The following is a 24,656-nucleotide window of genomic DNA, read 5'->3' as shown; positions in this document are numbered from 1 at the left end:
CCGACCCCAGGAGGAGACCCATGACCAGCGCCTTCACGCGCGCCGGGGGCGCCGTCGTCGCCGTCGTGCTGCTCGCCGCCTGCACGGGTGGCGCGGAGCCGGCGACGCCCGTGTCGACACCGACCTCGTCGGCGACGCCCGAGGCCCCGCCGGCCGAGCCGGTCGTCGTCCAGGCGCGGCTCGACGGCGAGACCGTCGACCTCGAGGTGGGCCCGCTCGCGGTCCACGACGGCGCGGGTGTGCTGCGGCTGGCGGCGCCGACGAGCTACTCGACGCTGGCGATGGCGTTCTGGCACGTCTACGAGAGCACGGGCAGCCCGGCGCCGAACGGTGTGCGGCTCGTGGACCTCGAGGCCGGGACCGTCACCAGCGTGCTGCGCTCGACCGACGACCGGGTGGTGGCGACCCGCAACGGCAGCCCCGAGGGCCCGGCGACGGAGGCCGCCGACGCGGCGGCCGGCGAGGACACGACGATCGTCTACGCCGCGTTCCCGGTCCCGGACTCCCCGACCGTGGACGTGCTGCTGCCCGAGGTCGGCTGGGTGCAGGACGTCGCCGTCGTCCCCGCGTCGCAGGCCGGCACGCTCACCGTCCCACCCGCCGAGCTGGTCGAGGGGTCGCTCGACGAGGCCGAGACCTTCGTGCTCGAGGAGTTCAGCGAGGCGCACGACGGGAACGTCCGGGCGCGGCGCACCACCGAGCAGGTGGCCGTCGCGGTCGCGTCGGACGTGCTCTTCGCGTTCGACTCCGACCAGCTCGCCCCCGAGGCCGACGGCGCCCTGCAGGCGGCCGCCGCGCAGGTGGCGGCGCACGGCGGTGGTGAGCTCGCGGTGGTGGGCCACACCGACGACCAGGGCGACGACGCCTACAACGTCGACCTGTCGCAGCGCCGCGCCGCGACCGTCGCCGCGCGGCTCGCCGAGCTGACCGACCTCACGGCGTTCGACGTGACGGTCGAGGGCCGGGGCGAGTCGCAGCCCGTGGTCGCCGGCACCGGCGACGCCGAGCGGGCGCTGAACCGCCGGGTCGAGCTGGTGCTCGTCCCGGACGTGGACGCGGACCCCGTCGAGGTGCAGGCCGTCGAGGAGACCGGCGCGCTGCCGGACCCGGCCGGGCCCACCGCGCCCGGAGCCACGGGCCTGTCCGTCGTCGACGGCGACGGGACGTTCGACGTGCGGCTCCCGGAGGTCCGCCGCGTCGGCCGGTACCTCGTGGGCGCCCTCGAGGTGACGAACACCGGGACGGACGACCTGTCGCTGAACGCCCTGTCCGGCAGCGCGTGGGACTCCCGTGGGTCGTTCGACGCCCGCCTGCAGTTCGCGCCCACGAACGTCACGCTCGTGTCGACGACGACCCGGTGGTACCCGGTCGACTACCTGTCGGACCCCGAGAACGGCCGGCGCGACCCGCTGACCGACCGGATCGTCAACGGCATCGGCCCCGGTGAGACGCGGGTCGTCACGGTCGTGTGGCCCGACCCGGGCACCGACACGGTGACGGTGGACGTGGCGCCGCGGTTCCGCGGCGGCGGGGGTCAGCTCCAGGTCGCGGGGAGGGCACCCTTCCGGCTGACCGACGTCCCCGTCGTGTCCGGCTGACCCCGGGCCGGTCCCCGTCCCGGTCGACGGCGACGTCGGCGCGCCCCGGCAGGAAGGTGAGCGCGGACACATCTCTTGATGTCGAGGGACCTCGGTCCCGGCGATAGCATGCGTCCGGGCGATGCGGCCGCACCGAGGTCGCTGCGCGCGGTCGACGAGAGGAAACCGGACCAGGTGGACCTGTTCGAGTACCAGGCACGTGACATCTTCGAGAAGCACGGCGTGCCCGTGCTCGGCGGCATCGTCGCCACGACGCCCGAGGAGGCGCGCGCGGCAGCCCAGCAGCTGCTCCCGCCCGAGGGTGGCGTGGTCGTCGTCAAGGCCCAGGTGAAGACCGGTGGGCGCGGCAAGGCGGGCGGCGTCAAGATCGCCCGCTCCGCCGACGAGGCGGCCGAGAAGGCCGGCGAGATCCTCGGCATGGACATCAAGGGCCACACCGTCCACCGGGTGATGATCGCCGCGGGCGCGAAGATCGCCCAGGAGTTCTACTTCTCGCTGCTGCTCGACCGCGCCGAGCGTCGCTACCTGGCGATGGCGTCGGTCGAGGGCGGCATGGACATCGAGCAGCTCGCCGTGGAGCGCCCTGACGCGCTCGCCAAGGTCGCGGTCGACCCGCTGGTCGGCATCGACCAGGCGAAGGCTGACGAGATCGTCGCCGCCGCGGGCTTCGCGCCCGAGGTCGCGGACAAGGTCGCGGACGTCCTGCGCACGCTGTGGGACGTCTACGCCGGTGAGGACGCGACGCTGGTCGAGGTGAACCCGCTGGTCCTCACCGAGGACGGCGACGTCGTCGCGCTCGACGGCAAGGTCACGCTCGACGCCAACGCGGACTTCCGCCACCCGGACCACGCGGCGCTCGAGGACACGGCCGCCGCCGACCCGCTCGAGGCGCGTGCCAAGGAGAAGGACCTCAACTACGTCAAGCTCGACGGCGAGGTCGGCATCATCGGCAACGGCGCGGGCCTCGTGATGAGCACGCTCGACGTCGTCGCGTACGCCGGCGAGGCGCACGGCGGGGTCAAGCCCGCGAACTTCCTCGACATCGGCGGCGGCGCGTCCGCCGAGGTGATGGCCGCGGGCCTCGACATCATCCTCACGGACCCGCAGGTCAAGTCCGTGTTCGTCAACGTGTTCGGCGGCATCACGGCGTGCGACGCGGTGGCCGACGGCATCGTCGCGGCGCTGCGCATCCTCGGTGACGAGGCGTCGAAGCCGCTGGTCGTGCGGCTCGACGGCAACAACGTCCTCGAGGGCCGCCGCATCCTGGCGGAGGCCGGCCACCCGCTGGTCACCCTGGCCGACACGATGGACGGCGGGGCCGACACGGCCGCCCGCCTGGCGCACGCCGCCGCCTGAGACCCCCGACGCAGAGAGAAGCAGACTTCACATGGCGATCTTCCTGACCGAGGACTCCAAGGTCATCGTCCAGGGCATGACGGGTTCCGAGGGCCAGAAGCACACGAACCGCATGCTCGCGTCCGGCACCAACGTCGTCGGCGGGGTGAACCCCCGCAAGGCCGGCACCACCGTGACGTTCGGTGACGTCGACGTCCCGGTGTTCGGCTCGGTGGCCGAGGCCATCGACAAGACCGGCGCCGACGTCTCCGTCATCTTCGTCCCGCCCGCCCACACCAAGGGCGCCGTCGTCGAGGCCGTCGACGCGGGCATCCCGCTGGCTGTCATCATCACCGAGGGCGTCCCGGTGGCCGACACGGCCGAGTTCTTCTCCTACGCCCAGGAGAAGGGCGTGCGGCTCATCGGCCCGAACTGCCCCGGGCTCATCAGCCCCGGGAAGTCCAACGTGGGCATCATCCCGGCCGACATCACGGGCCCCGGCAAGGTCGGGCTCGTGTCGAAGTCCGGCACGCTGACGTACCAGATGATGTACGAGCTGCGGGACTTCGGGTTCTCCACGGCCATCGGCATCGGCGGCGACCCGATCATCGGCACGACGCACATCGACGCCCTCGCGGCGTTCGAGGCGGACCCCGAGACCGAGGTCATCGTGATGATCGGTGAGATCGGTGGCGACGCCGAGGAGCGCGCCGCGGCGTACATCGCCGAGCACGTCACCAAGCCCGTCGTCGGCTACGTCGCCGGGTTCACCGCGCCCGAGGGCAAGACGATGGGCCACGCCGGCGCCATCGTGTCCGGCTCGTCGGGCACCGCGCAGGCCAAGAAGGAGGCCCTCGAGGCCGCCGGCGTCAAGGTCGGCAGGACGCCGTCCGAGACCGCCCAGCTGGCGCGCGAGCTCCTCAGCGCCTGAGGTCCTCGCGGACGTCACCCGCAGCCCCGGTCCCGACGGACCGGGGCTGCGGTGCGTCGGGGCGGGGCGCCACGGGGTGACCCAGACCGCGGGCGACGCGCCGGGGTGGGTCCGGCGACGCGCCGCGCCCACCGACCACCATGGGTGCGTGCCCTCCACCGGTCCCGTGCCCGTCGCGGGACGCGCGCGCCGCGTCCTGCAGGACGACCCGCGCCCGTCGTTCTTCACGTCCGCCATCGACGGCGCGCCGCGCTGGGGAGTGGGGGTGCTCACGGCCGTGCAGGCCGCGGCGCTGTCCCTGCTGACGGTCGCGGTGCCCGCCGTGGCGGTGTTCGTCGCGACGTCGGCGGACCCCGCCAACGCCGACGTCGCCTGGACGCGAGCGGTCGTCGTCGCCTCCCACCTGTGGTTGCTCGCGCACGGCGTGCCCACCGTCCTGGACGGGGCCGTGGTGTCGGTCGTGCCGCTGGGCCTGACGGGCCTGGCGCTGTTCGCCTGCTACGCGTCGGCGCGCCGGTCGGGGCTCGCGACGCGCGGCACCGCCGTGGCCTCCGTCGCGGGGTACGCGCTGCTCACGCTGCTGGTCGCGCTGGTCGCCGGCACGGACGGTCCGGGTGCGCTGCGCGCGCTGCTCGGCGGCGTCGTCGTGGGCGGCCTCGGCCTCGGCGCCGGGCTGCTGCGCCGCCCGGAGGCCCCGCCGTGGTCGCACCTGGTCGCGCCGCTGCGCGACCGGTGCCCGGACGCCGCGGTCGTCGGCGTGCGCGCCGGCCTCGTCGCCACCACCGGGCTGCTGCTGCTGGCCGCCGTGGTGTCCCTGTTCTGGGTCCTCGCGGGGCGCGCCACGATCCTCGACATCGTGCGCGGGCTGTCGCTGGACGCCGTGGGCGGTGTCGTCCTCGCCGTGGCCGAGCTCGCGTTCGTGCCGAACCTGGTGGTGTGGGCCCTGGCGTGGGTGGTCGGGCCGGGTTTCGCGGTGGGCGCGGGGACACGCTTCGCGCCGGACGAGGTGGTCGCGGGCCCGCTTCCCGCGGTGCCGATGCTCGGGGCGCTGCCGGATGCCACGGGCGGCGCCGTGCTGGCCGCGCCGGCGCTGGTGGTCGCGGTCGGGGTGCTCGCCGGGCTCGCCGTGCGACGGTGGCTCGACCCGGTGCGGGTGCGGGACGTCTGGGTCGCCGTGGGGGCGGTCGCCGCGACGTCGGGGCTGCTGGTGGCGCTGCTCGTGGCCGTGGCCAGCGGCTCCGTGGGCCCGGGCCGGATGGCCGAGGTGGGCGCCCACCCCGCGTGGGTGGGCCTGCTCACCGCCGCCGGGTGCGGCCTCGCGGCGGCCGGCGCGAGCGTGCCCTTCGATCCCCAGGTCAGGGCCGCCGTCCGCCGGTGGCGTGCGCGTCGGCATGGCACGCAGGAGCAGGACGGGGCGGCGCGCCCCGGGCCGGGTGGCGACTGAGCCGGGTCAGGGACGGGGCGTGGGCAGCCCGCGCGAGCCGAGCATCGACCGGAGCCGCTCCTCCATGTCGTCCTCCAGCTGCAGGGCGCACGTGCGCTCCGCCTGCTGCGTGAGCGCGGCGGACCGGCACTGCTGGTAGTCGCGTGCGGCGTCGACGTACAGCAGGGTCTGGGCGCTGACGACGACCCAGCCCAGCGAGGCCAGGAGCAGGACGACGGGCAGCACGACGACGGGCCCCCGGGCCCGCGCACGGGCGGCGCGGACCACGGCCAGGATCGCCAGCACGAAGCCGGTGAGGGCCGTGACCGGGGCGAGGAGCATGGCCGGGTACGACGCACCGGACAGGAGCAGGCCGACGAGCAGCGCCGCGGCGCTCCACATGGTCGTGCGCGCCGCGCGGGCGACCCCGGCGGGGTCGGGCGGCGGCACGGGGTGCGGACCGGGTGCGTGCGGACCGGGCCCGTGCGGGCCGGGTGCCGGTGCGTGCTCGGGCCACCCGCCCCCGTCGGGGGTCGTCGCAGGCTGCTGCTCGGGAGCCTGCCGTCCCGGTGCCTGCGACTGGTCCGACGGTGCCCAGGGGTTGCCCATGGCGCCATTCTCCCGCACCGGCGCCGGTGGACGTGCGGACGTCGCGGCCCGCGGGCCGGTAGGTTGCGCGGCGTGACGCCCTCCGCACGTCCCGGCCCCGTCCCGCCCGCCCGTCCCGTCACCCGGACGCACCGTCTCGTGGTGCTCGTGTCGGGCGGGGGCTCCAACCTCGCCGCGCTGCTCGAGGCCCACACCGACCCGGGGTACGGCGCACGCGTCGTCGGTGTGGTGTCGGACCGGCCCGGCGTCGCCGCGCTCGACCGCGCACGCGAGGCCGGCGTCCCGACCGCCGTGGTGGCGCTGCGGGACTTCCCCGACCGCGCCGCGTGGGACCGGGGGCTCACCGAGGCGGTCGCGGTGTTCGCCCCGGACACCGTCGTCGCCGCGGGGTTCATGAAGCTCGTCGGTGCGGCGTTCCTCGACCGGTTCGGTGGGCGGACGGTCAACACGCACCCGGCGCTGCTCCCGTCGTTCCCCGGCGCGCACGGCGTGCGCGACGCGCTCGCGTACGGCGTGAAGGTCAGCGGGTGCTCGGTGATCGTGGTCGACGAGGGCGTCGACGCGGGGCCGATCATCGCGCAGGAGGCCGTCCCGGTCGCCGACGACGACGACGAGCAGTCGCTGCACGAGCGCATCAAGGTCGTCGAGCGCCGGCTCCTGGTCGACGTCGTGGGACGGATCGCGCGCGACGGCCTGCGGGTCGAGGGCCGGCACGTGCGGCTGGGCTGAGGCCGTGCCTCACGGGCGGGTCGCGACGGGGCCCGGGTGGTCGGCGCGGTGCGCCGCGAGCGTGCGGGCGACGATCGTGTCCCAGTCGGTGGGCTGCAGGCCGAGCGCACGGCGGCTCGCCGCGTCGTCCGCGACGAACGGCTCGGTGAACTGGTAGGTCATCGCGGCGACCTCGCGCATCATCGGGTTCACCAGACCGAGCGCACGCACGACGGCCACGGGGACGGGTGAGATGCGCGGCGCGGGCGCACCCGCCGCGGCCGCGAAGCGCTCGGCCACCTGGCGCAGCGTGAGCGGCTCGGGGGACGGCACGTGCCACGGACGGCCCCAGGCCGCGGGCAGCTCGGCCGCACGGACGAGAGCGTCGGCGAAGTCCGGCAGGTAGGTCCAGGTGTGGGGCTGGTCGGCCGAGCCCACCGGGCGCAGGACCTTGCCGGCGAGGAGCGGCGTGAGCATGCGCGGTCCGGCGTGCGCGTGCGCCTCGGCGCCGGGGCCGAGGTAGTCGCTGCCGCGCACCTCGGTGGTGCGCAGCGCGCCGGCCTCGTGGCGCGCGAGGGCGTCCGCCCACATCCGGGCGCGCACCCGGCCCTTGGTCTCGCGCGTGGCGGGCGCGTCGTCCTCGTGCATGTGCTGGTTGCCGGCGCCGTAGCCGTACAGGTTGCCGGTGATGACGAGCACGGCACCCGTGCGCTCGGCGGCGGTCAGCAGGGCCGCGGCGACCGGGGGCCAGTCGGTGACCCAGCGGTGGTACGCGGGGTTGACGCAGTTGAAGAGGGCGGCGGACCCGCGGGCGTGCGTCGTGAGCGCGTCGGCGTCGGCGCCGTCGACGACGTGGTGCGCGACGCTGCCGCCGCTCGCGACCTCGGTGCGGGCGGGGGAGCCGGGGCGGGGCCCCGAGCGGGACAGGACATGGACCTCGTGGCCCGCGTCGGCCAGGTGGCGGGCGAGGGTGCGGCCGATGGGGCCCTTCCCGAGGACGGTGTGCCGTGCCATGGTCGTGGCCCTTCGTGGAATGTGAGCAGTGCTCTCTGATGTGAGCAATGCTCGCGGTCTGGGGAGACCTTGTCAAGAGCGCTGCTCTCGTTTGCGTGCGATGCTCTCGTCGCCCATGCTGGCGTCCATGGCCGACGCCACCACCCGCCCCACGCCACGCGAGCGCGCCCGCGCCGAGCTCATGCGTGACCTGCTGGCGGCGGCGCGCGCCCGCCTCGCGCAGGACGGGCCGCAGCAGCTCTCGCTGCGGGCCGTCGCCCGCGACCTCGGCCTCGCGTCGTCGGCCGTGTACCGGTACGTCGAGTCGCGGGACGCCTTGCTCACGCTCCTCGTGTCGCAGTCCTACGACGCCGTCGGGCACGCCGTCGAGCAGGCCGCCGAGGCGTCCGTCGCCGCCGGCCACGCACCGGCGCGCACCTGGCTCGAGGCCGGGCGCGCGTTCCGCGCCTGGGCGCTCGACGACCCGCACGGGTTCGAGCTCATCTACGGCACGCCCGTGCCCGGGTACGTCGCGCCGCCCGACACGGTCACCCCCGCGGCGCGCCTGTGGGGCGTGGTGGTGGACGTCCTGGTCGCCGCCCGCGAGGCCGGGTCGCTGGACCCTGCCGGTCACGCGTTCCCCCCGGCCGGTGTCGTCACCGACGACGTGCTCGCGTTCGCCGTCGCGCGGGACCCGCGGGCCGCGGTGCTCGACGCCGCGGACGCCGCCCGCTGCCTGACGATGTTCGCGACCCTCGTCGGCGCGGTCACGTCCGAGCTGTTCGGCCACCTCACCGGCATCGCGGCGGACCGGGCGCGCGCGTTCGACGTCGTCGTGGCGACCGCAGCCGCCGGGGTCGGGCTGCGGATCGACCTCGCGGAGGCGTGGGGTGAGCCGGTGGCCGCCCTGTAGGCTCGGGCGCGGTCGTGACTGGCGCGGGTGGAGGACCACCGGGGAGCGACCGAGCGTCACCCCTGTCCGTGCACCGCCCGCCTGGGTGCCTGGGTCCTTGCCGAGGTCCACCCGGACCGCCGACCGACCCAGGAAGGTGTGCCATGACGCACGCACCGACCCCGCCCGCCGCCGTCGTCGCCGACCCGACGTCCGACGCCACCCGCCGTCCCGTGCGCCGCGCGCTGCTGTCGGTCTACGACAAGACCGGCCTCGTCCAGCTCGCGACCGCGCTGCACGACGCGGGCGTCGAGCTGGTCTCGACCGGCTCGACCGCCGCGACGGTCGCCGCCGCCGGGGTGCCCGTCACGCGCGTCGAGGACCTTACCGGGTTCCCTGAGTGCCTCGACGGGCGCGTCAAGACGCTCCACCCGCGCGTGCACGCCGGCATCCTCGCCGACACGCGCCGTCCGGAGCACCTCGCGCAGCTCGAGGAGCTGGGGGTCGCCGCGTTCGAGCTCGTCGTCGTCAACCTGTACCCGTTCACGCAGACGGTCGCGTCGGGCGCGGGCGTCGACGAGTGCGTCGAGCAGATCGACATCGGGGGACCCTCGATGGTCCGCGCGGCCGCCAAGAACCACCCGAGCGTCGCGGTCGTCGTGGACCCGGAGCGGTACGACGACGTCGTCGCCGCGGTCGCCGCGGGCGGCTTCACGCTCGCCGAGCGCACCCGGCTGGCCGCGCAGGCGTTCGTCCACACCGCGACGTACGACGTGGCCGTGGCGTCCTGGATGGGCAGCGTCGCGACGACGACCGACGAGGTCGACGGCGTCGCGACCGGCTTCCCCGCGTGGGTCGGGGCCACCTGGGACCGTGCGGACGTGCTGCGCTACGGCGAGAACCCGCACCAGCGGGCCGCCCTGTACACGGCCGGGCACGGTGCCGCGGGCATCGCCCAGGCGCGTCAGCTGCACGGCAAGGCCATGAGCTACAACAACTACGTCGACGCCGACGCCGCGTGGCGGGCCGCGCACGACCACGGCGACGCCGCCACGGTCGCCGTCGTCAAGCACGCCAACCCGTGCGGCATCGCCGTGGGCGCCGACGTCGCCGACGCGCACGCCAAGGCCCACGCCTGCGACCCCGTGTCGGCCTTCGGGGGCGTCATCGCCACCAACCGGCCGGTCACGCGCGCGGCGGCCGAGCAGATCGCACCGGTGTTCACCGAGGTCGTCGTCGCACCCGGGTTCGACGACGACGCGCTCGAGCTGCTCACGCAGAAGAAGAACATCCGCCTGCTCGTGCTCGACACGCCGCCCGCGGCGCAGGTCGAGATGCGCCCCGTGTCCGGTGGCCTGCTGCTGCAGTCCACCGACCGCATCGACGCGCCGGGCGACGACCCCGCGGCGTGGACGCTGGCCGCGGGCGAGGCCGCCGACGCGGCGACCCTCGCCGACCTCGTGTTCGCGTGGCGGGCCGTGCGGGCCGTGAAGTCCAACGCGATCCTGCTCGCGGACGGCGGCGCGGCCGTCGGGGTGGGCATGGGGCAGGTCAACCGCGTCGACTCCTGCCGCCTGGCGGTGGAGCGCGCCAACGCCGGTGACGTCGAGCGCGCCCGCGGTGCCGTCGCGGCGTCGGACGCGTTCTTCCCGTTCGCCGACGGCCTGCAGGTCCTGCTCGACGCGGGCGTGCGGGCGGTCGTGCAGCCGGGCGGATCCGTGCGGGACGAGGAGGTCGTCGCCGCCGCGGCCGCCGCGGGCGTCACGCTCTACCTCACGGGCACGCGCCACTTCGCGCACTGACACGGGCCGGACCGACCCCTCGTCGCGAGGGGTCGGTCCGCCTCCCGGCGGGGTGCGGGGGAGGGCTCCGTGGCGTGGTCAGGCGGCCGGCGACGTCCGCAGGAGCGTGCGCAGGTCGTCGGGCAGGTCCCGCTGCGCGGGCAGTGCGACGTGCGGGAGCCCGTCACGGGAGAACAGCCGGCGTGCCGCACCGACGTCGCGCGGCCGGTCGACCACGAGGGCACCCGTCACGACGTCGCCGCGTGACCACACGGCGGTCCACCCCGGGCCTGCCGGGTCGCCCAGCACGCTCACCGCGTCGCCGTCGCCCGGCAGGCCGAACACGGTCAGGTCGTGCCCCAGCTGGGTGGAGAACACGTACGACGTCGCCTCCGGCTCGTCGACGGCGAGCCCCAGGAGGCGGCGGACCAGGACGTCCGGGCCTCGCAGCGCCTCGTCCCAGTGGCCGCCGCTCACCCACCCGTGCCGCGCCGAGCGACGGACCGCGACGTCGCCGACGGCCAGCAGCCCCGGCAGCGCGCCCGAGGGCCCCAGGACGCGGTACGACTCGTCGACCGGGACGGCGCCGCCCGCGCGGAGCGGGACGGCGTCCGCGAGCCACGTGGTCGCGGGCCGTGCGCCGACGGCGACGAGGACGACGTCGGCCGCGAGGCTCGTGCCGTCCTCGAGGTGCACGCCGAGGTCGTCGACGTGACCGACCCGCGCTCCTGCCCGCAGGTCCACACCGGCGGCGGCGTACCAGGGCGCGGTCAGCGCGCCCACGCGTTCGCCGAGCGCCGTGGCGAGGGGTGCGGCACGCGCCTCGACCACCGTGACGTGGTGGCCGGCGGCCGCCGACACGCCGGCGACCTCGGCGCCCACCCAGCCCGCGCCCACGACGACGAGCCGGGCGGGCCCGTCCCCGAGCGCCGCACGCAGCGCGTCGGCGTCGGCAGCCGTGTGCAGCGTGCGGGCGCGCCAGCCGGGCACGGTGACGGCGTGCGCGCCGGTCGCCACGACGACGCACGCCGCCCGCACGTCGCCCTCGTCCGTGGCGACCACCGCACCGCCGTCCGGCAGCGGGCGCAGCGACCGGGCGGGGCGGGCCAGGTCCACGTGGTCGGCGAGCGCGTGCAGGTCGTGCCCGAGGTCGTCGGCGAGCCAGGCGGGCGACGTGCGGTCGAGCAGGTGCTTCGACAGCGGCGGTCTGTCGTACGGGTCGAGCCCCTCGGCGCCCAGCACGCGCACCGGTCCGTCGTAGCCGTGCTCGCGCAGCGCCGCGACCGTCCGGAGTGCGGCGAGCCCGGCTCCCACGACGAGCACGTCGTCCGGTGGTACGGGTGGGGAGGTCGGATCGCACGTCACGGGCTCACCGTATCCAGGAGGGTCCGGCGGTACGCTGGGACCCACCGCAGACAGCCGACGGACGCACGTCCGCGTGCTGCGGGGTCCCGGGTGTCCCGGTCCCCGCGGTGCGGCGGACCGGACGGAGGGAGCGCACGGATGTCGACACCCGCGCGCACGCCCGCCGCCGGGCTGCCCGGCCCGGTGTGGCCGGCGCGTCCCGCGCCGCCGCTGGCACAGGGCCGCGCCGACGCCGGTGCGCCCGTGGCACCGGGCGAGCGTGCCTCCCGGAACGGGGCCGCCGCCGCACCGGCCCCGACGGCGCCCGCCCGGCCGGCGGCCGCGCCCGCACCGTCTCCGGTCGTGGCCGACCACGTCCCGGCGGACGTGCCCCCGGAGGAGCGGGAGCTCGACCCGCGCAGCATCGCGCGTGCCTCGCTCGCGGCGGGTCGCAACCGCTCGCTGTGGTGGACGCTGACGGGCATCGCGACGGCCGTCGGCGCCACCTACGTGTGGGACGCCGTGGTGGGCACGGGTGTGCTGGTCGTGCTGCTGCTGGTGTACGCGGTGGTGCGCGCCGTGGGCCGGCCGCCGGGCCCGGCCGCCGTGACGGTCCGCTCGAAGCCGCTGGACGTCGCGGTCCTGGTGCTCGCAGCGGTCGCGCTCGCGGTGCTGGCCTCCGTGCTCCCGGCCGCGTGACGGCGAGGCGTCGCCACAGGCGTCGACCCGGGGCGTGACGCGCACGGGGCCCCGGGAGCGGTGCTCCCGGGGCCCCGTGCGTGCGGCGTCAGGTCAGCGGTCGACGACGACGACGTCCTCGTCGGCGACGTACAGCTCGTCCTCCGCGAACAGCGAGTCCTCGACCGGCTCGGCCGCGAACGCGCGGTAGACGAGTGCGGCGATCGCGGCACCGAGCAGCGGTGCGACCCAGAAGAGCCAGACCTGCTCCAGCGCCCACGACTCGGAGAAGATCGCCGCGGCGAGCGAGCGCGCCGGGTTGATCGAGCCGTTGGTCACCGGGGTCGCGAGCATCAGCACGACGGTGAGCGTCAGGCCGACCGCGAACGGGACGTGCGCCTTGTTGGCGCGCCGGTCGGTGGCGCCGAGGATCACGCCGACGAACACGGCCGTGCCGACGACCTCGATGAGCAGGGCGGACACGAGGCCGAACTCCGCCCCGCCGCCGGACAGCGTCGCCAGCGGCGAGTGCGGGCCGTAGCCGTTGGCGGTCGCGCTGAAGAAGGAGCGGACGCTCGCCGGCGCGCCCTGGCTCAGGAGAGCCGGCAGCTCGGAGGGGATGGTGAGGAACAGCACGGCGGCGCCGAGCGCACCGCCGACGACCTGGGCGAGCCAGTACGGGAGCAGGTCGCGGAAGGACGTGCGGCCCGCGAGGCAGGCGCCGAGCGTCACGGCCGGGTTGAAGTGCCCCCCGGACACGTGCCCCACCGCGACGATGGCGGCCAGGACCGCGACGCCGAAGCCGAGCGCGGAGCCGAGGCCGCCGCCGACGTTGCTGAACGACGAGTACAGCGCGATGCCGACGCCGACGAGCACGAGGAAGAACGTGCCGAACGCCTCGGCCCCGAGGCGCGCGACGAGCCCCGGGGTCCCGGTGACCACCGTGCCGGCGGGCAGGACGTACGCACCCTTCGGGTCGTCGTGGTCCTCGTCGTCCTCGTCCTCGCGGGGGGCGCTGGGTGCCGCGGCGACGGGGACGACGGGCTCCTCGACCACGACCTCCTCGACGACGACCTCCTCGACCGGGGTGCCGGCTGCGGACCGCTCCGGGGGAGTGGTGCCGGCCGGGGTGGCCGAGGTCGCCGTGGTGTCCTCGGGCTCCGGGGTGCCCCCGGGGGACTCTGGCTTCTGCTGGGACATGTCGGTCCTGTCGTGTGAGGTGGGTGAGCCACCGGTCGGTGCCGTGCGGCCGCGCCTCGTCCGCGACGGACGGGACGGGGCGACACGGGCGAACTACGCAAGCCCAGCATGCCAGCCCGGGCCGTGCGAGTGCAGGGGTGGATCGCACCGGGGCCGTGCGGGGGGCAGTCCCAGGTCTCTCGATGTCGAGTAACCTGGGCGCCACACCCACGGCACAGGAGGCAGGCCCCCGCATGGCGAAGATCAAGGTCGTCGGTCCGGTCGTCGAGCTCGACGGCGACGAGATGACGCGCATCATCTGGCAGTTCATCAAGGACCGCCTGATCCACCCGTACCTCGACATCGACCTGCGCTACTACGACCTGTCGATCCAGAACCGGGACGCGACCGACGACCAGGTGACGATCGACGCCGCCCACGCCATCAAGGAGCACGGCGTCGGCGTCAAGTGCGCGACGATCACGCCGGACGAGGCGCGCGTCGAGGAGTTCGGCCTGAAGAAGATGTGGGTCTCGCCCAACGGCACGATCCGCAACATCCTCGGTGGCGTCGTCTTCCGCGAGCCGATCATCATCTCCAACATCCCGCGGCTGGTCCCGGGCTGGAACAAGCCGATCATCATCGGCCGTCACGCCCACGGCGACCAGTACAAGTCGACGAACTTCAAGGTGCCCGGCGCCGGGAAGATCACGATGACGTTCGAGCCGGCCGACGGCTCCGAGCCCCAGCAGTTCGAGGTCGTGACGATGCCCGAGGCGGGCGGCGTGGCGATGGGCATGTACAACTTCAACGAGTCGATCCGCGACTTCGCGCGCGCCTCGTTCTCGTACGGCCTGCAGCGCGGGTACCCCGTGTACCTGTCGACGAAGAACACGATCCTCAAGGCGTACGACGGTGCCTTCAAGGACATCTTCGCCGAGGTGTTCGAGACCGAGTACAAGGACAAGTTCGACGCCGCGGGCCTCACGTACGAGCACCGCCTGATCGACGACATGGTCGCCGCCGCGATGAAGTGGGAGGGCGGCTACGTCTGGGCGTGCAAGAACTACGACGGCGACGTCCAGTCCGACACCGTCGCGCAGGGTTTCGGCTCGCTGGGCCTGATGACGTCGGTCCTCATGACCCCGGACGGCAAGACCGTCGAGGCCGAGGCTGCGCACGGGACGGTCACGCGCCACTACCGCCAGCACCAGCAGGGCAAGCCGACGTCGACCAACCCGATCGCGTCGATCTTCGCCTGGACCGGTGGCCTGAAGCACCGCGGCAAGCTGGACGGGACCCCCGAGGTCACGCAGTTCGCCGAGACGCTCGAGGACGTCGTCGTCAAGACCGTCGAGAGCGGCAAGATGACGAAGGACCTCGCGTCGCTGGTCGGCCCCGACCAGGCGTGGCTGACGACCGAGGAGTTCCTCGCGGCACTCGACGAGAACCTGGCCGCGCGCCTGGCCTGAGCCTTCCCGATCCGCACCGACGGCGCCCTCCCCACCCGGGGAGGGCGCCGTCGTCGTCCGTGGGGTCAGACGCACTCGTAGGCGGTGTTCACGGCGTCGCCACGCAGCGCGAGCATCCACCGCCCGCCGGGGCCCTCGAAGCCGAGCAGCGCCCGGCGGTCGAGCAGCTCCTGCACGGACGTCAGCGGGTACGCGTCCGCGCCGTCGGTGAACCCGTCCTCGTCCATCGCGTACGACCGCTCCTGCTGGGACCCGAACACCTGCGTCGCGAGGTCGGTGCTGCCGGGTGCCGGCACGTGGATCGCGACCCCGTCGGCCTCGCCCGCGCGGACCCACGCCGAGCGGTCCGTCCCACCGGGCGGCACCGCGAAGCCCGGCCCGTCGCACCGCGACCCCGACGGCGGCCACGAGCGCGGGTCGTCGCTCGCGCGCGTCACGCCGTCGTCCCAGGTGATCCCCGCGCTGTCACCGCCGGGCAGGTCCTGCGCCTCGAGCCGCACGAGGGCGCCGTAGGGCAGCTGGAGTGCGACCGCCACCTCTCTCCAGCCGGCGAACGGGCCCTCGGTGTGCGTCCGCCGGACCTCCTCGACGACGCGCACCCCACCGCCGAGGTCGGCGTGGACCTGCACCTCGTTGTCCCAGTAGGCCGCGGACATGCTGCCCGTCACGGCACGGCCCGTCGCCCAGGTCTGCCCGGTGCGCACGACGTACCCGTCGGGCAGGGTGATGCGGCGCGGTGGTGTCAGGCTGTCGTAGAACGTGTCCTCGTCGCGCTGCGCGTCCACGCCCTCGACCCCGTCGGGGCCGCACGCGTCGGACGGCCGCGCGCTGGGGCAGGCGATGTGCCGCAGCGTGGCGTCCTGCAGCTCGTACAGCGTGACCCGCAGGTCGTCGAGCCAGACGTCGAGGTCGTCCCGGGCGTCCGTGCCGCGCGTCACGGCGTAGACGCGGGCGTCGCCGCGCGTCCCGACCTCGTACCAGTCGAGCGGCGTGTCACCGCTGACGGGGACCGGTGCCGCCACGCGGACGGGTGTCGACCAGACCTCCCCGGTCCGGGGCGCCGACAGGCGGGCCAGGGCCGTGGCGTCGTCCACGTCGTCCTCCCGGACCGGCGGGCCCGTCGGGACGGGCGGCGCAGGGGTGGGCGTCGCCGACGGTGTGGGGGTCGCCGACCCGGTGGGCACAGGCGTCGGGTGGGCCGGCTCCACGGGCGGTCGCCCGGCGAACGTCAGGCCGACGGCGACCACGGCCACGACGGCGACGGCCCCGACGGACTCGGTGGCGTGCCGCCGGATGCGCCCGCGCCGCGCACGGGCGTGGACGTGGGAGAGGGTCGCGGCGGGGGCGGGTGCGGTCGCGGCCTCGATGTCGTTCGCCGCGCGTGCGAACAGGTCGTCCAGGTCACCGGTCACGGAGCACCTCCTTGCCCACCGTCGTCGTGACGGTCGTCGTCTCGTGCTCCGCCGCGGACGGTACGGCGTCCAGCAGGTCGCCGAGGCGCCGGACGGCGTCGGCGGTGTAGCGCTTCACGGCGCCCTCGCTCAGCCCGAGCACGGTGGCCGTCTCGGCCACCGACATGTCCTCCATCTGCCGCAGCACGACGCACGCGCGCTCGCGAGGGCTGAGGGTCGCCAGGGCGCGCACGACGTCGGCGCCGGGCAGGCGGTCGACGTCGTGCGTCGCGGTCGGCGTGCGTCCGGCGACGTCGGCGACGAGGCGCCGGTCCCGCGCACGGCGGCGCGACGCGTCGACCGCCCGCGAGGCGATCGCCCGGCGGACGTACGCCTCCGCCTGGTCCGCGGTCGTGAACCGCGCCCGCCCGGAGAAGGTGCTGATGAGCGCCTCCTGCACCAGGTCGGGGGCGTCGGCGTACGACCCCGACACGAACGTGGCGTGCGTGACGAGGCGCCGCCACCTCTGGCGCGCCACCTCCTCGAGCAACACCTCCCATGGTCGTGCCACGTGTCCACCTCTCCCGCCGTCCCGTCGTGCTCGTGCCACCTCAACGAGCGCCGGGTGGTGCGGGGTTGGGGTCGGGGGTGGCGCCGCGTCGGGCGACAGTGTGCCGGGCCGCCGGGTGGGCCCGGTCGGGCCGGCGCGACCGGCGCGGCCCGCCGGCCTCCGGGTCGTACCGGGCGGGGACGACGTCCGTTCCTGGCCCGGCCGGCGTCGCAGGTGCTGGGCGCGGACCTGGTGCAGCTGGTCGCCGTGGTCCGGCGGGCGGCCGCCGGCGGCTGGACCTGTTCGGCGTACGCCTGACGTCCTGCGGGTCGGAGCGGATCGGTGCCGTCCGTGGTGACGCTCGGGTAGGTTCGACGCAGGCGTCGACGCCCTGGGTGTCGCGCCGCCCGTCGGCCGATCGAAGGAGCCCGTCCGTGTCCGTCTCCACGCCCGCTGTCGTCACCGTCACCGGCGCCGCCGGTCAGATCGGGTACGCCCTCGCCTTCCGCATCGCCTCGGGCCAGCTGCTCGGGCCCGACACCCCGGTGCGGCTGCGCATGCTGGAGATCCCGCCGGCGGTGAAGGCCGCCGAGGGTGTGGCGATGGAGCTCGACGACTGCGCCTTCCCCCTGCTCGACGGCATCGACATCACCGACGACGCCAAGGCCGCGTTCGACGGCGTGAACGTGGCGCTGCTGGTGGGTGCCCGTCCGCGGACCAAGGGCATGGAGCGCGGCGACCTGCTGAGCGCCAACGGCGGCATCTTCGGCCCGCAGGGCGCGGCGATCAACGCCGGTGCCGCGTCCGACGTGCGTGTCCTGGTGGTGGGCAACCCCGCCAACACCAACGCGTACATCGCGTCGTCCCACGCGCCCGACGTGCCTGCCGACCGGTTCACCGCGATGACGCGGCTCGACCACAACCGGGCCCTGGCCCAGCTGCGGCACCGCACGGGCGCCGCTATCGACGACATCGCACGCGTCGCCATCTGGGGCAACCACTCCGCCACGCAGTACCCCGACCTCACGCACGCCACGATCGGCGGGCGCCCCGCGCTCGAGGTGGTCGGCGACGACGCGTGGGTGCGTGACACGTTCATCCCCACGGTCGCCAAGCGCGGCGCGGCGATCATCGAGGCACGCGGCGCGTCGTCGGCGGCGTCGGCGGCCAACGCGGCGATCGACCACGTGCACACGTGGGTGCACGGCACGCCGGCGGGGGACTGGACGTCGGCGGGCGTGGTGTCCGACGGCTCCTACGGCGTGCCCGAGGGTCTCCTCTCGTCGTTCCCCGTCACGGCCGCCGACGGCGCCTACACGATCGTCCCCGACCTCGACGTCGACGCGTTCTCCCGCGAGCGGATCGACGCGTCGGTGGCCGAGCTGGTCGAGGAGCGCGAGGCGGTGCGGGCGCTCGGGCTCGTCTGAGCGGGTCGGGTCGGGTGCGCGTCGCGATCCGGGTCCGGCCCGGTGCGTCGCGCACGCGGGTCGGTGGCAGGTACGCCGACCGGCTGGTCGTGGCGGTGACCGCGCGCGCCGTGGACGGCGCCGCGACGCAGGCGGCCCTCGCGGCCGTCGCGGACGCGCTCGGTGTGCGCCCGCGTCACGTGACCCTGGTGGCCGGCGCGACGAGCCGCGACAAGGTCCTCGACGTCGACGACGCGGTGGTGGACGACGGGCTGCGCCGGCGGCTGGACGAGCTGCTGGGCGGTTGACCCGCCGGATCGCGCTCGCGTCGTGGTGCCCGGTGCGTCGGGTATGACCGAAACCTTGCTGCAACACGTTGCAGCGGGCTAGGTTCCCAGGACAGCCACCGACGGCACGACGGAGTGCCGCGACGAAGGAGTCACGATGGTCGGCGCCGCCCTGCCACGCCCCTGCACCCGCCGGACGTCCGCCCGCGCGACCCGCGGCACCGGCGTCCGACGCGCCGTCGCCGGCCTCGCGGCCGGCTCCGTCGTCCTCGGGGGAGCGCTCGTCGCGCTCGGTCCGCCGGCGGTCGCCGCTGCGGGTTCCGTCACGCTCGTCGGCAGCCTGCAGAGCGAGCTCGGCTGCGCCGACGACTGGGACCCCGCGTGCGCCGCGACGACGCTGGCGGCCACCGACGTGCCCGGCCGCTTCTCCGCGACGTTCACGGTGCCCGGCGGTGCGCACGAGTGGAAGGTCGCGCTCGACGGCAGCTGGGACGCGGCGTACGGGGCGGACGGCGGCGACGCGAACACGCCGCTCGTCCTGGCCGGTCCCGCCGACCTCACGTTCACCTACGACGACACCACGCACCGCACGTCGGTGGTCGTGACGGACCTGACCGGCGGCTACACCGAGGACGACGCCCCGCTCGTCGCCGAGCCCGTGCGGGACCCGGGCGCGGGCGAGCAGCTGTACTTCGTCCTCACGGACCGCTTCGCCAACGGCGACGCCGGCAACGACGCCGGCGGGCTGGCCGGCGACCGCCTGGCCACCGGCCTGGACCCCACGGACAAGGGGTTCTACCACGGTGGCGACCTCGCGGGTCTGCGCGAGCGCCTGGACTACATCGAGGGCCTGGGGACGACCGCGATCTGGCTGACCCCCTCGTTCCTCAACCGCCCCGTACAGGGCGAGGGCGCCGACGCGTCGGCCGGCTACCACGGGTACTGGGTCACCGACTTCACGCGCATCGACCCGCACCTGGGCACGAACGCCGAGCTCGAGGCCCTCATCGCCGACGCCCACGCGCGCGGCATCAAGGTCTACTTCGACATCATCACGAACCACACGGCCGACGTCGTCGACTACGCCGAGGGGGAGTACACGTACGTCGAGCAGTCCACCGAGCCGTACCGCGACGCCGCGGGCGTCCCGTTCGACCCGGCCGCCTACGCCGGGACCGACGACTTCCCGGCGCTCGACGCGGCCGCGTCGTTCCCGTACACGCCGGTCGTGGACCCGGCGGACGCCGACCTCAAGGTCCCCGCCTGGCTCAACGACCCGACGCTGTACCACAACCGCGGCAACTCGACGTGGACGGGCGAGTCCGTCACGCACGGCGACTTCGACGGTCTCGACGACCTGATGACCGAGCACCCCGACGTGGTCGACGGCTTCGTGGACGTCTACGAGGCGTGGGTGGACCTGGGCGTCGACGGGTTCCGCATCGACACCGTCAAGCACGTGAACCGCGAGTTCTGGGACGTCTTCACGACGCAGGTCGCGCAGCACGCGGCCGCGGCGGGCGACCCGGACTTCTTCATGTTCGGCGAGGTCTACGACGCCGACGCCGCGCTCACCGCGCCGTACGTCCGCGAGACGGACATGAACGCCGTCCTCGACTTCTCGTTCCAGGCCGCAGCGGCGAACTACGCCAAGGGCCTGTCGGCCGCGGGCCTGCAGGCGCTGTTCGCGAGCGACGACCTGTACACGACGGCGACGAGCAACGCCCAGGCGCTGCCCACGTTCCTCGGCAACCACGACATGGGCCGCATCGGGTACGCCGTCAAGGACGCGCCGGACCCGCAGGCGCGGTCCGGGCTCGCGCACGCGCTGATGTACACGAGCCGCGGTCAGCCGGTCGTCTACTACGGCGACGAGCAGGGGTTCGTCGGTGACGGGCCGCTCGCCGGCAAGGACAAGGACGCGCGCCAGTCGCTGTTCGCCACGCAGGTGGCGCAGTACGCCGACCAGGCCCTGCTCGACGGCACGCCGGCGGGAGCGGTCGACCGCTACGACACCGACGCACCCCTGTACGCGCACGTCGCGGCCCTCGCGGACCTGCGCGCGACCACCCCGGCGCTGACGTCCGGTGCCCAGGTCGAGCGTCTCGCCGCGGGGTCGGTGTACGCGTTCTCGCGCATCGGTGACGACGACGTCGAGCACCTCGTCGCGCTCAACAACGCCGACGCGCCGGCGGCCGTCACGGTCGACACGCTCACGCCCGGCGCGGCGTTCACCCCGCTGCTGGCGACCTCGGGCACGGACGTGGTCGACGCGGCGCCGGTCGAGGCCGCGGCGGACGGCACGATCGGGCTCACGGTGCCCGCGCACGGCTCGGTGGTGCTGCGGGCCGGTGCGACGGTCGCCGCGGGTGACGACGCGATCACGCTGACCGCCCCGGGTGCCGGCGCCGCGCTCACCGGCCTCGCCCCCGTGGCGGCGGACACCGACGACGCCTACGCCACGACGTCGTTCGCGTACCGCGTCGTGGGGGACGGCGACTGGACGCCGCTGGGCACGGCCGAGACGGCCGACCCGCGCGTGTTCCACGACGTGGCGGAGCTCGCTCCCGGCACCCTGGTCGAGTACCGCGCCGTGCGCGAGGACGTGACGGGCCACCGCAGCGCCGCGTCGACGTACGCGAGCGTGGGCGTCGCGGTCGACGGTGTCGAGCCGCCGCCCGGCCCGGGGGACGTGCACGTCACGGTCCCGGGCAGCCACAACGCGGCCATGGGGTGCCCGGCGGACTGGCAGCCCGGCTGCGAGGCCGCGCGCCTGACCTCGACGAACGGCCTGGTGTACTCCGGGACGTTCACGATCCCGCCGGGCTCCTACGAGTACAAGGTCGCGATCGGCGGCACGTGGGACGAGAACTACGGCGCCGGCGGCGCGCCGGGCGGCGCGAACCTCACGTACACCGTCACGGGTGACGCGCCGCAGCCGGTGACGTTCGTGTACGACGCGACGACGCACCAGGCCACGTCGTCCGCGCAGGGCGCGTTGATCACCCTGCCGGGCTCGTACCAGAGCGAGGCGGGCTGCCCGGCGGACTGGGACCCCGCGTGCCTGGAGACGGCGCTGGTCGACGGCGACGGCGACGGCACCGCGACGTTCACGCTGCCCGACCTGGCGGCCGGGACGTACGGGGTGAAGGTCGCCCACGGGCTGACGTGGGACGAGAACTACGGTGCCGACGGTGTGCCCGGCGGCGCCGACATCGCGTTCACGGTGCCCGGGGGCTCGCCCGTGACGTTCACGTACGACCTGACGACGCACGTGCTGACCGTCCAGGTCACGGACCCCCCGCTGTCCGGCACGGGTGAGCTGGCCGCGCAGTGGCTGGACCGGCGGACGATCGCCTGGCCCACGTCGCTCGTGGCGATCGGGACCGACCCCGCGACGCTGCGGTTCTCGCTGCACGGATCCCCCGACGCCGCGCTCGAGGTGGTGGACGGCCAGGTCACGGGCGGCGAGGACGTCGGGCTGACCCTCGTGCCCGGCGGGCTCACCGCCGACCAGCTCGCACGGTTCCCCGCGCTCGAGGGGTACCTCGCCCTGCGGGTCGACGCCGACCGGCGAACGGTCGAGCGGCTGCTCACCGGCCAGCTGCTGGTGCGGCAGGCGGACGCCGCCGACGTCGCCCAGGCCGTGACGGGGGTGCAGGTGCCCGGCGTGCTGGACGACCTGTACAGCGGCAAGGCCGTCGAGCGTACGTTCGGCACGACGTGGTCGAGGGGTCGCCCGTCGCTCGCGCTGTGGGCACCCACGGCGCAGGACGTCGACCTGCTCGTGTGGCCCGCCGACCGCCGGGGTGCGGTCGACCTCGAGGCCGACCCCGTGCGCACCGACGCGTCGCGGCAGCGGGACGGGTCGTGGACCGCGTCCGGGCCGTCGTCGTGGTCCGGTGGCGCCTACCTGTGGGAGGTGACCGTCTACGCGCCCACGACCGGGCAGGTCGAGGTCAACCGTGTGACCGACCCGTACGCCGTCGCCCTGACGCTCAACAGCACGCACGGCGTGCTGGTGGACCTCGACGACCGGCGCTACCGGCCGCGGCAGTGGGAGCGCACGGCGCAGCCGGTCGTCCGGCCCGTCGACCAGACCATCTACGAGCTGCACGTGCGCGACTTCTCGATCTCGGACGCGACCGTCCCCGCCGCCCTGCGCGGCACGTACGGCGCCTTCGCGGTGCGCTCCAGCGACGGGCGCGAGCACCTGCGCGACCTCGCGGAGGCCGGCCTGACGACGGTGCACCTGCTGCCGACGTTCGACATCGCCTCGATCGAGGAGGACCGCGCCGCCCAGGCCCGCCCGGCCTGCGACCTCGCGTCGCTGCCGCCCGACTCGACCGAGCAGCAGGCGTGCGTCACCGCGGTCGCGGGCTCCGACGGCTTCAACTGGGGCTACGACCCGTGGCACTGGACCGCGCCCGAGGGCTCCTACGCCGTCGACGCGCACGGTGGCGCCCGCATCGCCGAGTTCCGCTCGATGGTCGGCGCGCTGCACGCCGACGGCCTGCAGGTGGTGCTCGACCAGGTGTTCAACCACACGGCCGCCAGCGGGCAGGACGCGAAGAGCGTGCTCGACCGCGTGGTCCCGGGGTACTACCACCGGCTGAACGCCACGGGCCAGGTCGAGACGTCGACGTGCTGCCAGAACGTCGCGACCGAGCACGCGCTGGCCGAGAAGATGATGGTCGACTCGGTCGTCACGTGGGCCCGCGACCACAAGGTCGACGGCTTCCGGTTCGACCTCATGGGGCACCACTCCCGCCAGACGATGGAGGCGGTGCGCGACGCGCTCGACCGCCTCACGCCGCGGCGCGACGGCGTCGACGGACGCAAGGTGTACCTGTACGGCGAGGGCTGGAACTTCGGCGAGGTGGCCGACAACCGCTTGTTCGAGCAGGCCACGCAGGGCCAGCTCGGCGGGACCGGCATCGGGACCTTCTCCGACCGGCTGCGTGACGCGGTGCGCGGCGGCGGCCCGTTCGACGAGGACCCGCGCCTGCAGGGCTTCGGCTCGGGTGCGTTCACGGACCCGAACGGTGCTGCGGTCAACGGGACCACCGACGAGCAGCTCGCACGCGTGCAGCACCAGGCCGACCTGGTCCGGCTGGGCATGGCGGGCAACCTGCGCGACTACGAGCTGGCGACGAGCGACGGCACCGTGCGCCGCGGCGACCAGGTCGACTACAACGGGCAGCCCGCCGGCTACGCCGACTCCCCGGAGGAGGTCGTCACCTACGTCGACGCGCACGACAACGAGACCCTGTTCGACAACCTGTACCTCAAGCTGCCGCAGGACACGTCCATGGCGGACCGGGTGCGGATGAACACGGTGTCGCTCGCGACGGCGACGCTCGCGCAGACGCCGTCGTTCTGGCACGCCGGCGCGGACCTCCTGCGGAGCAAGTCCCTGGACCGCAACTCCTACGACTCGGGCGACTGGTTCAACGTGCTCGACTGGTCGGGGCAGACCAACGGCTTCGCCCGCGGGCTGCCGCCGGCACCGGACAACGAGGCGAAGTGGCCGTTCCAGCAGCCGCTGCTGGCCGACCCGGCCCTCGTGCCGACGCCCGACGACATCGCCGCGGCGGGCACGGCGGCGACCGAGCTGCTCGAGCTGCGGTCCTCGACGCGGCTGTTCCGGCTCGGGGACGCGGACCTGATCGAGCAGAAGGTGACGTTCCCGGGCGCGGGCGCCGACGCGACGCCCGGGGTCGTGGTGATGCACGTCGACGACCGGGCCGGGTGGGACTGGTCGCGGTGGACGTGGCGCACGGACGTCGACCGGCGGCTCGACGGGCTGCTCGTCGTCGTCAACGCGTCGGACGAGCCCACGACGCAGCGCTTCGACGCGCTCGCCGGTCGCCGCTACGCGCTGTCCCCGGTGCAGGCCGGCGGCGCCGACCCCGTGGTGCGGACGACCACGTGGGACCGGGCGACGGGGACGGTCGTGGTGCCCGCACGGACGGTGGCGGTGCTGGTGGAGACCGCGCACGGTGGCTTCAGGCCCTGAAGTCAGGTGGGGGACCGGGGCGAGGGTCGTGCCGCTCGTCCCGGTCCGTCGCGCGGCGTG

At 74.9% G+C, this 24,656-nt stretch carries 18 protein-coding genes and 1 riboswitch; of the genes, 12 read left to right on the top strand and 6 right to left on the bottom strand.

Going from position 1 to position 24,656, the window contains the following annotated elements:
- Positions 1-20: 20 nt before the first annotated feature.
- The 4 genes from NP075_RS13225 (at position 21) to NP075_RS13210 (ending at position 5,308) form a co-directional block, all read left to right on the top strand.
- Positions 21-1,598 carry an OmpA family protein gene (locus NP075_RS13225; protein WP_227565642.1) on the top strand — a complete coding sequence of 526 codons (1,578 nt, stop codon included), beginning with the start codon at positions 21-23 and terminating at the stop codon, positions 1,596-1,598.
- Positions 1,599-1,772: 174 nt separating this feature from the next.
- On the top strand, positions 1,773-2,954 hold the full coding sequence (gene sucC, locus NP075_RS13220; RefSeq protein WP_227565641.1) for an ADP-forming succinate--CoA ligase subunit beta: 1,182 nt from the start codon (positions 1,773-1,775) through the stop codon (positions 2,952-2,954).
- Between the two features lie 31 nt (positions 2,955-2,985).
- On the top strand, positions 2,986-3,864 hold the full coding sequence (gene sucD, locus NP075_RS13215) for a succinate--CoA ligase subunit alpha (protein WP_227565640.1): 879 nt from the start codon (positions 2,986-2,988) through the stop codon (positions 3,862-3,864).
- Between the two features lie 148 nt (positions 3,865-4,012).
- Complete coding sequence (locus NP075_RS13210) at positions 4,013-5,308, top strand: cell division protein PerM (RefSeq protein WP_227565639.1); 1,296 nt, start codon at positions 4,013-4,015, stop codon at positions 5,306-5,308.
- A gap of 6 nt (positions 5,309-5,314) precedes the next feature.
- Here the strand turns inward: NP075_RS13210 and NP075_RS13205 are convergent, their stop codons facing one another.
- On the bottom strand, positions 5,315-5,896 hold the full coding sequence (locus tag NP075_RS13205) for a hypothetical protein (protein ID WP_227565638.1): 582 nt from the start codon (positions 5,894-5,896) through the stop codon (positions 5,315-5,317).
- A gap of 72 nt (positions 5,897-5,968) precedes the next feature.
- On the opposite strand from NP075_RS13205, the gene purN reads away from it, so the two are divergent.
- Complete coding sequence (gene purN / locus NP075_RS13200; protein WP_227565637.1) at positions 5,969-6,625, top strand: phosphoribosylglycinamide formyltransferase; 657 nt, start codon at positions 5,969-5,971, stop codon at positions 6,623-6,625.
- A gap of 9 nt (positions 6,626-6,634) precedes the next feature.
- Here purN and NP075_RS13195 read toward each other — a convergent pair whose 3' ends face one another.
- Positions 6,635-7,618, bottom strand: a complete 984-nt coding sequence (locus NP075_RS13195) for an NAD-dependent epimerase/dehydratase family protein (protein ID WP_227565636.1) — start codon at positions 7,616-7,618, stop codon at positions 6,635-6,637.
- Positions 7,619-7,745: 127 nt separating this feature from the next.
- Between NP075_RS13195 and NP075_RS13190 the strand changes: the two genes are divergently transcribed.
- Positions 7,746-8,510, top strand: coding sequence for a TetR-like C-terminal domain-containing protein (locus NP075_RS13190; protein ID WP_227565635.1), 765 nt, complete (start codon positions 7,746-7,748; stop codon positions 8,508-8,510).
- 4 nt (positions 8,511-8,514) lie between these two features.
- Positions 8,515-8,604: riboswitch (ZMP/ZTP riboswitch) on the top strand.
- Between the two features lie 49 nt (positions 8,605-8,653).
- Positions 8,654-10,291, top strand: a complete 1,638-nt coding sequence (gene purH / locus NP075_RS13185) for a bifunctional phosphoribosylaminoimidazolecarboxamide formyltransferase/IMP cyclohydrolase (protein ID WP_227565634.1) — start codon at positions 8,654-8,656, stop codon at positions 10,289-10,291.
- A gap of 78 nt (positions 10,292-10,369) precedes the next feature.
- On the opposite strand, the gene NP075_RS13180 is transcribed toward purH, so the two are convergent.
- A complete protein-coding gene (locus NP075_RS13180; RefSeq protein WP_227565633.1) occupies positions 10,370-11,635 on the bottom strand; it encodes an NAD(P)/FAD-dependent oxidoreductase in 1,266 nt (421 codons plus the stop codon).
- Between the two features lie 138 nt (positions 11,636-11,773).
- On the opposite strand from NP075_RS13180, the gene NP075_RS13175 reads away from it, so the two are divergent.
- Positions 11,774-12,313, top strand: coding sequence for a hypothetical protein (locus NP075_RS13175; RefSeq protein WP_227565632.1), 540 nt, complete (start codon positions 11,774-11,776; stop codon positions 12,311-12,313).
- A gap of 93 nt (positions 12,314-12,406) precedes the next feature.
- Here the strand turns inward: NP075_RS13175 and NP075_RS13170 are convergent, their stop codons facing one another.
- Positions 12,407-13,492 (bottom strand): aquaporin, encoded by a 1,086-nt coding sequence (locus tag NP075_RS13170; RefSeq protein ID WP_227565631.1) that lies wholly within the window; start codon positions 13,490-13,492, stop codon positions 12,407-12,409.
- A gap of 233 nt (positions 13,493-13,725) precedes the next feature.
- Between NP075_RS13170 and NP075_RS13165 the strand changes: the two genes are divergently transcribed.
- Positions 13,726-14,943: an NADP-dependent isocitrate dehydrogenase gene (locus NP075_RS13165; protein WP_227565630.1), complete on the top strand. Its 1,218-nt coding sequence runs from the start codon at positions 13,726-13,728 to the stop codon at positions 14,941-14,943.
- Positions 14,944-15,008: 65 nt separating this feature from the next.
- Here the strand turns inward: NP075_RS13165 and NP075_RS13160 are convergent, their stop codons facing one another.
- Together NP075_RS13160 and NP075_RS13155 are read right to left on the bottom strand one after the other, a co-directional pair.
- Positions 15,009-16,355 (bottom strand): hypothetical protein, encoded by a 1,347-nt coding sequence (locus NP075_RS13160; protein ID WP_227565629.1) that lies wholly within the window; start codon positions 16,353-16,355, stop codon positions 15,009-15,011.
- Positions 16,345-16,905, bottom strand: a complete 561-nt coding sequence (locus NP075_RS13155; protein WP_227565628.1) for a sigma-70 family RNA polymerase sigma factor — start codon at positions 16,903-16,905, stop codon at positions 16,345-16,347. The genes NP075_RS13160 and NP075_RS13155 overlap by 11 nt, the downstream gene beginning before the upstream one ends.
- Before the next feature lie 413 nt (positions 16,906-17,318).
- Between NP075_RS13155 and NP075_RS13150 the strand changes: the two genes are divergently transcribed.
- The 3 genes from NP075_RS13150 to pulA all read left to right on the top strand — a co-directional run bounded on the left by NP075_RS13150 (position 17,319) and on the right by pulA (position 24,596).
- Positions 17,319-18,311: a malate dehydrogenase gene (locus NP075_RS13150; protein ID WP_227565627.1), complete on the top strand. Its 993-nt coding sequence runs from the start codon at positions 17,319-17,321 to the stop codon at positions 18,309-18,311.
- A 14-nt stretch (positions 18,312-18,325) separates the two neighbouring features.
- Entirely contained in the window at positions 18,326-18,598 is a 273-nt protein-coding gene (locus NP075_RS13145; protein WP_227565626.1) for a DUF167 domain-containing protein, read from the top strand.
- A 136-nt stretch (positions 18,599-18,734) separates the two neighbouring features.
- Positions 18,735-24,596: a pullulanase-type alpha-1,6-glucosidase gene (gene pulA, locus NP075_RS13140; protein ID WP_227565625.1), complete on the top strand. Its 5,862-nt coding sequence runs from the start codon at positions 18,735-18,737 to the stop codon at positions 24,594-24,596.
- The last annotated feature ends 60 nt before the right edge of the window (positions 24,597-24,656 follow it).

It is taken from the genome of Cellulomonas wangsupingiae (genome assembly GCF_024508275.1).
Lineage (GTDB): Bacteria > Actinomycetota > Actinomycetes > Actinomycetales > Cellulomonadaceae > Cellulomonas > Cellulomonas wangsupingiae.
Note: the sequence above shows the minus strand (reverse complement) of the source record. Positions and strands in the feature narration are given on the sequence as shown.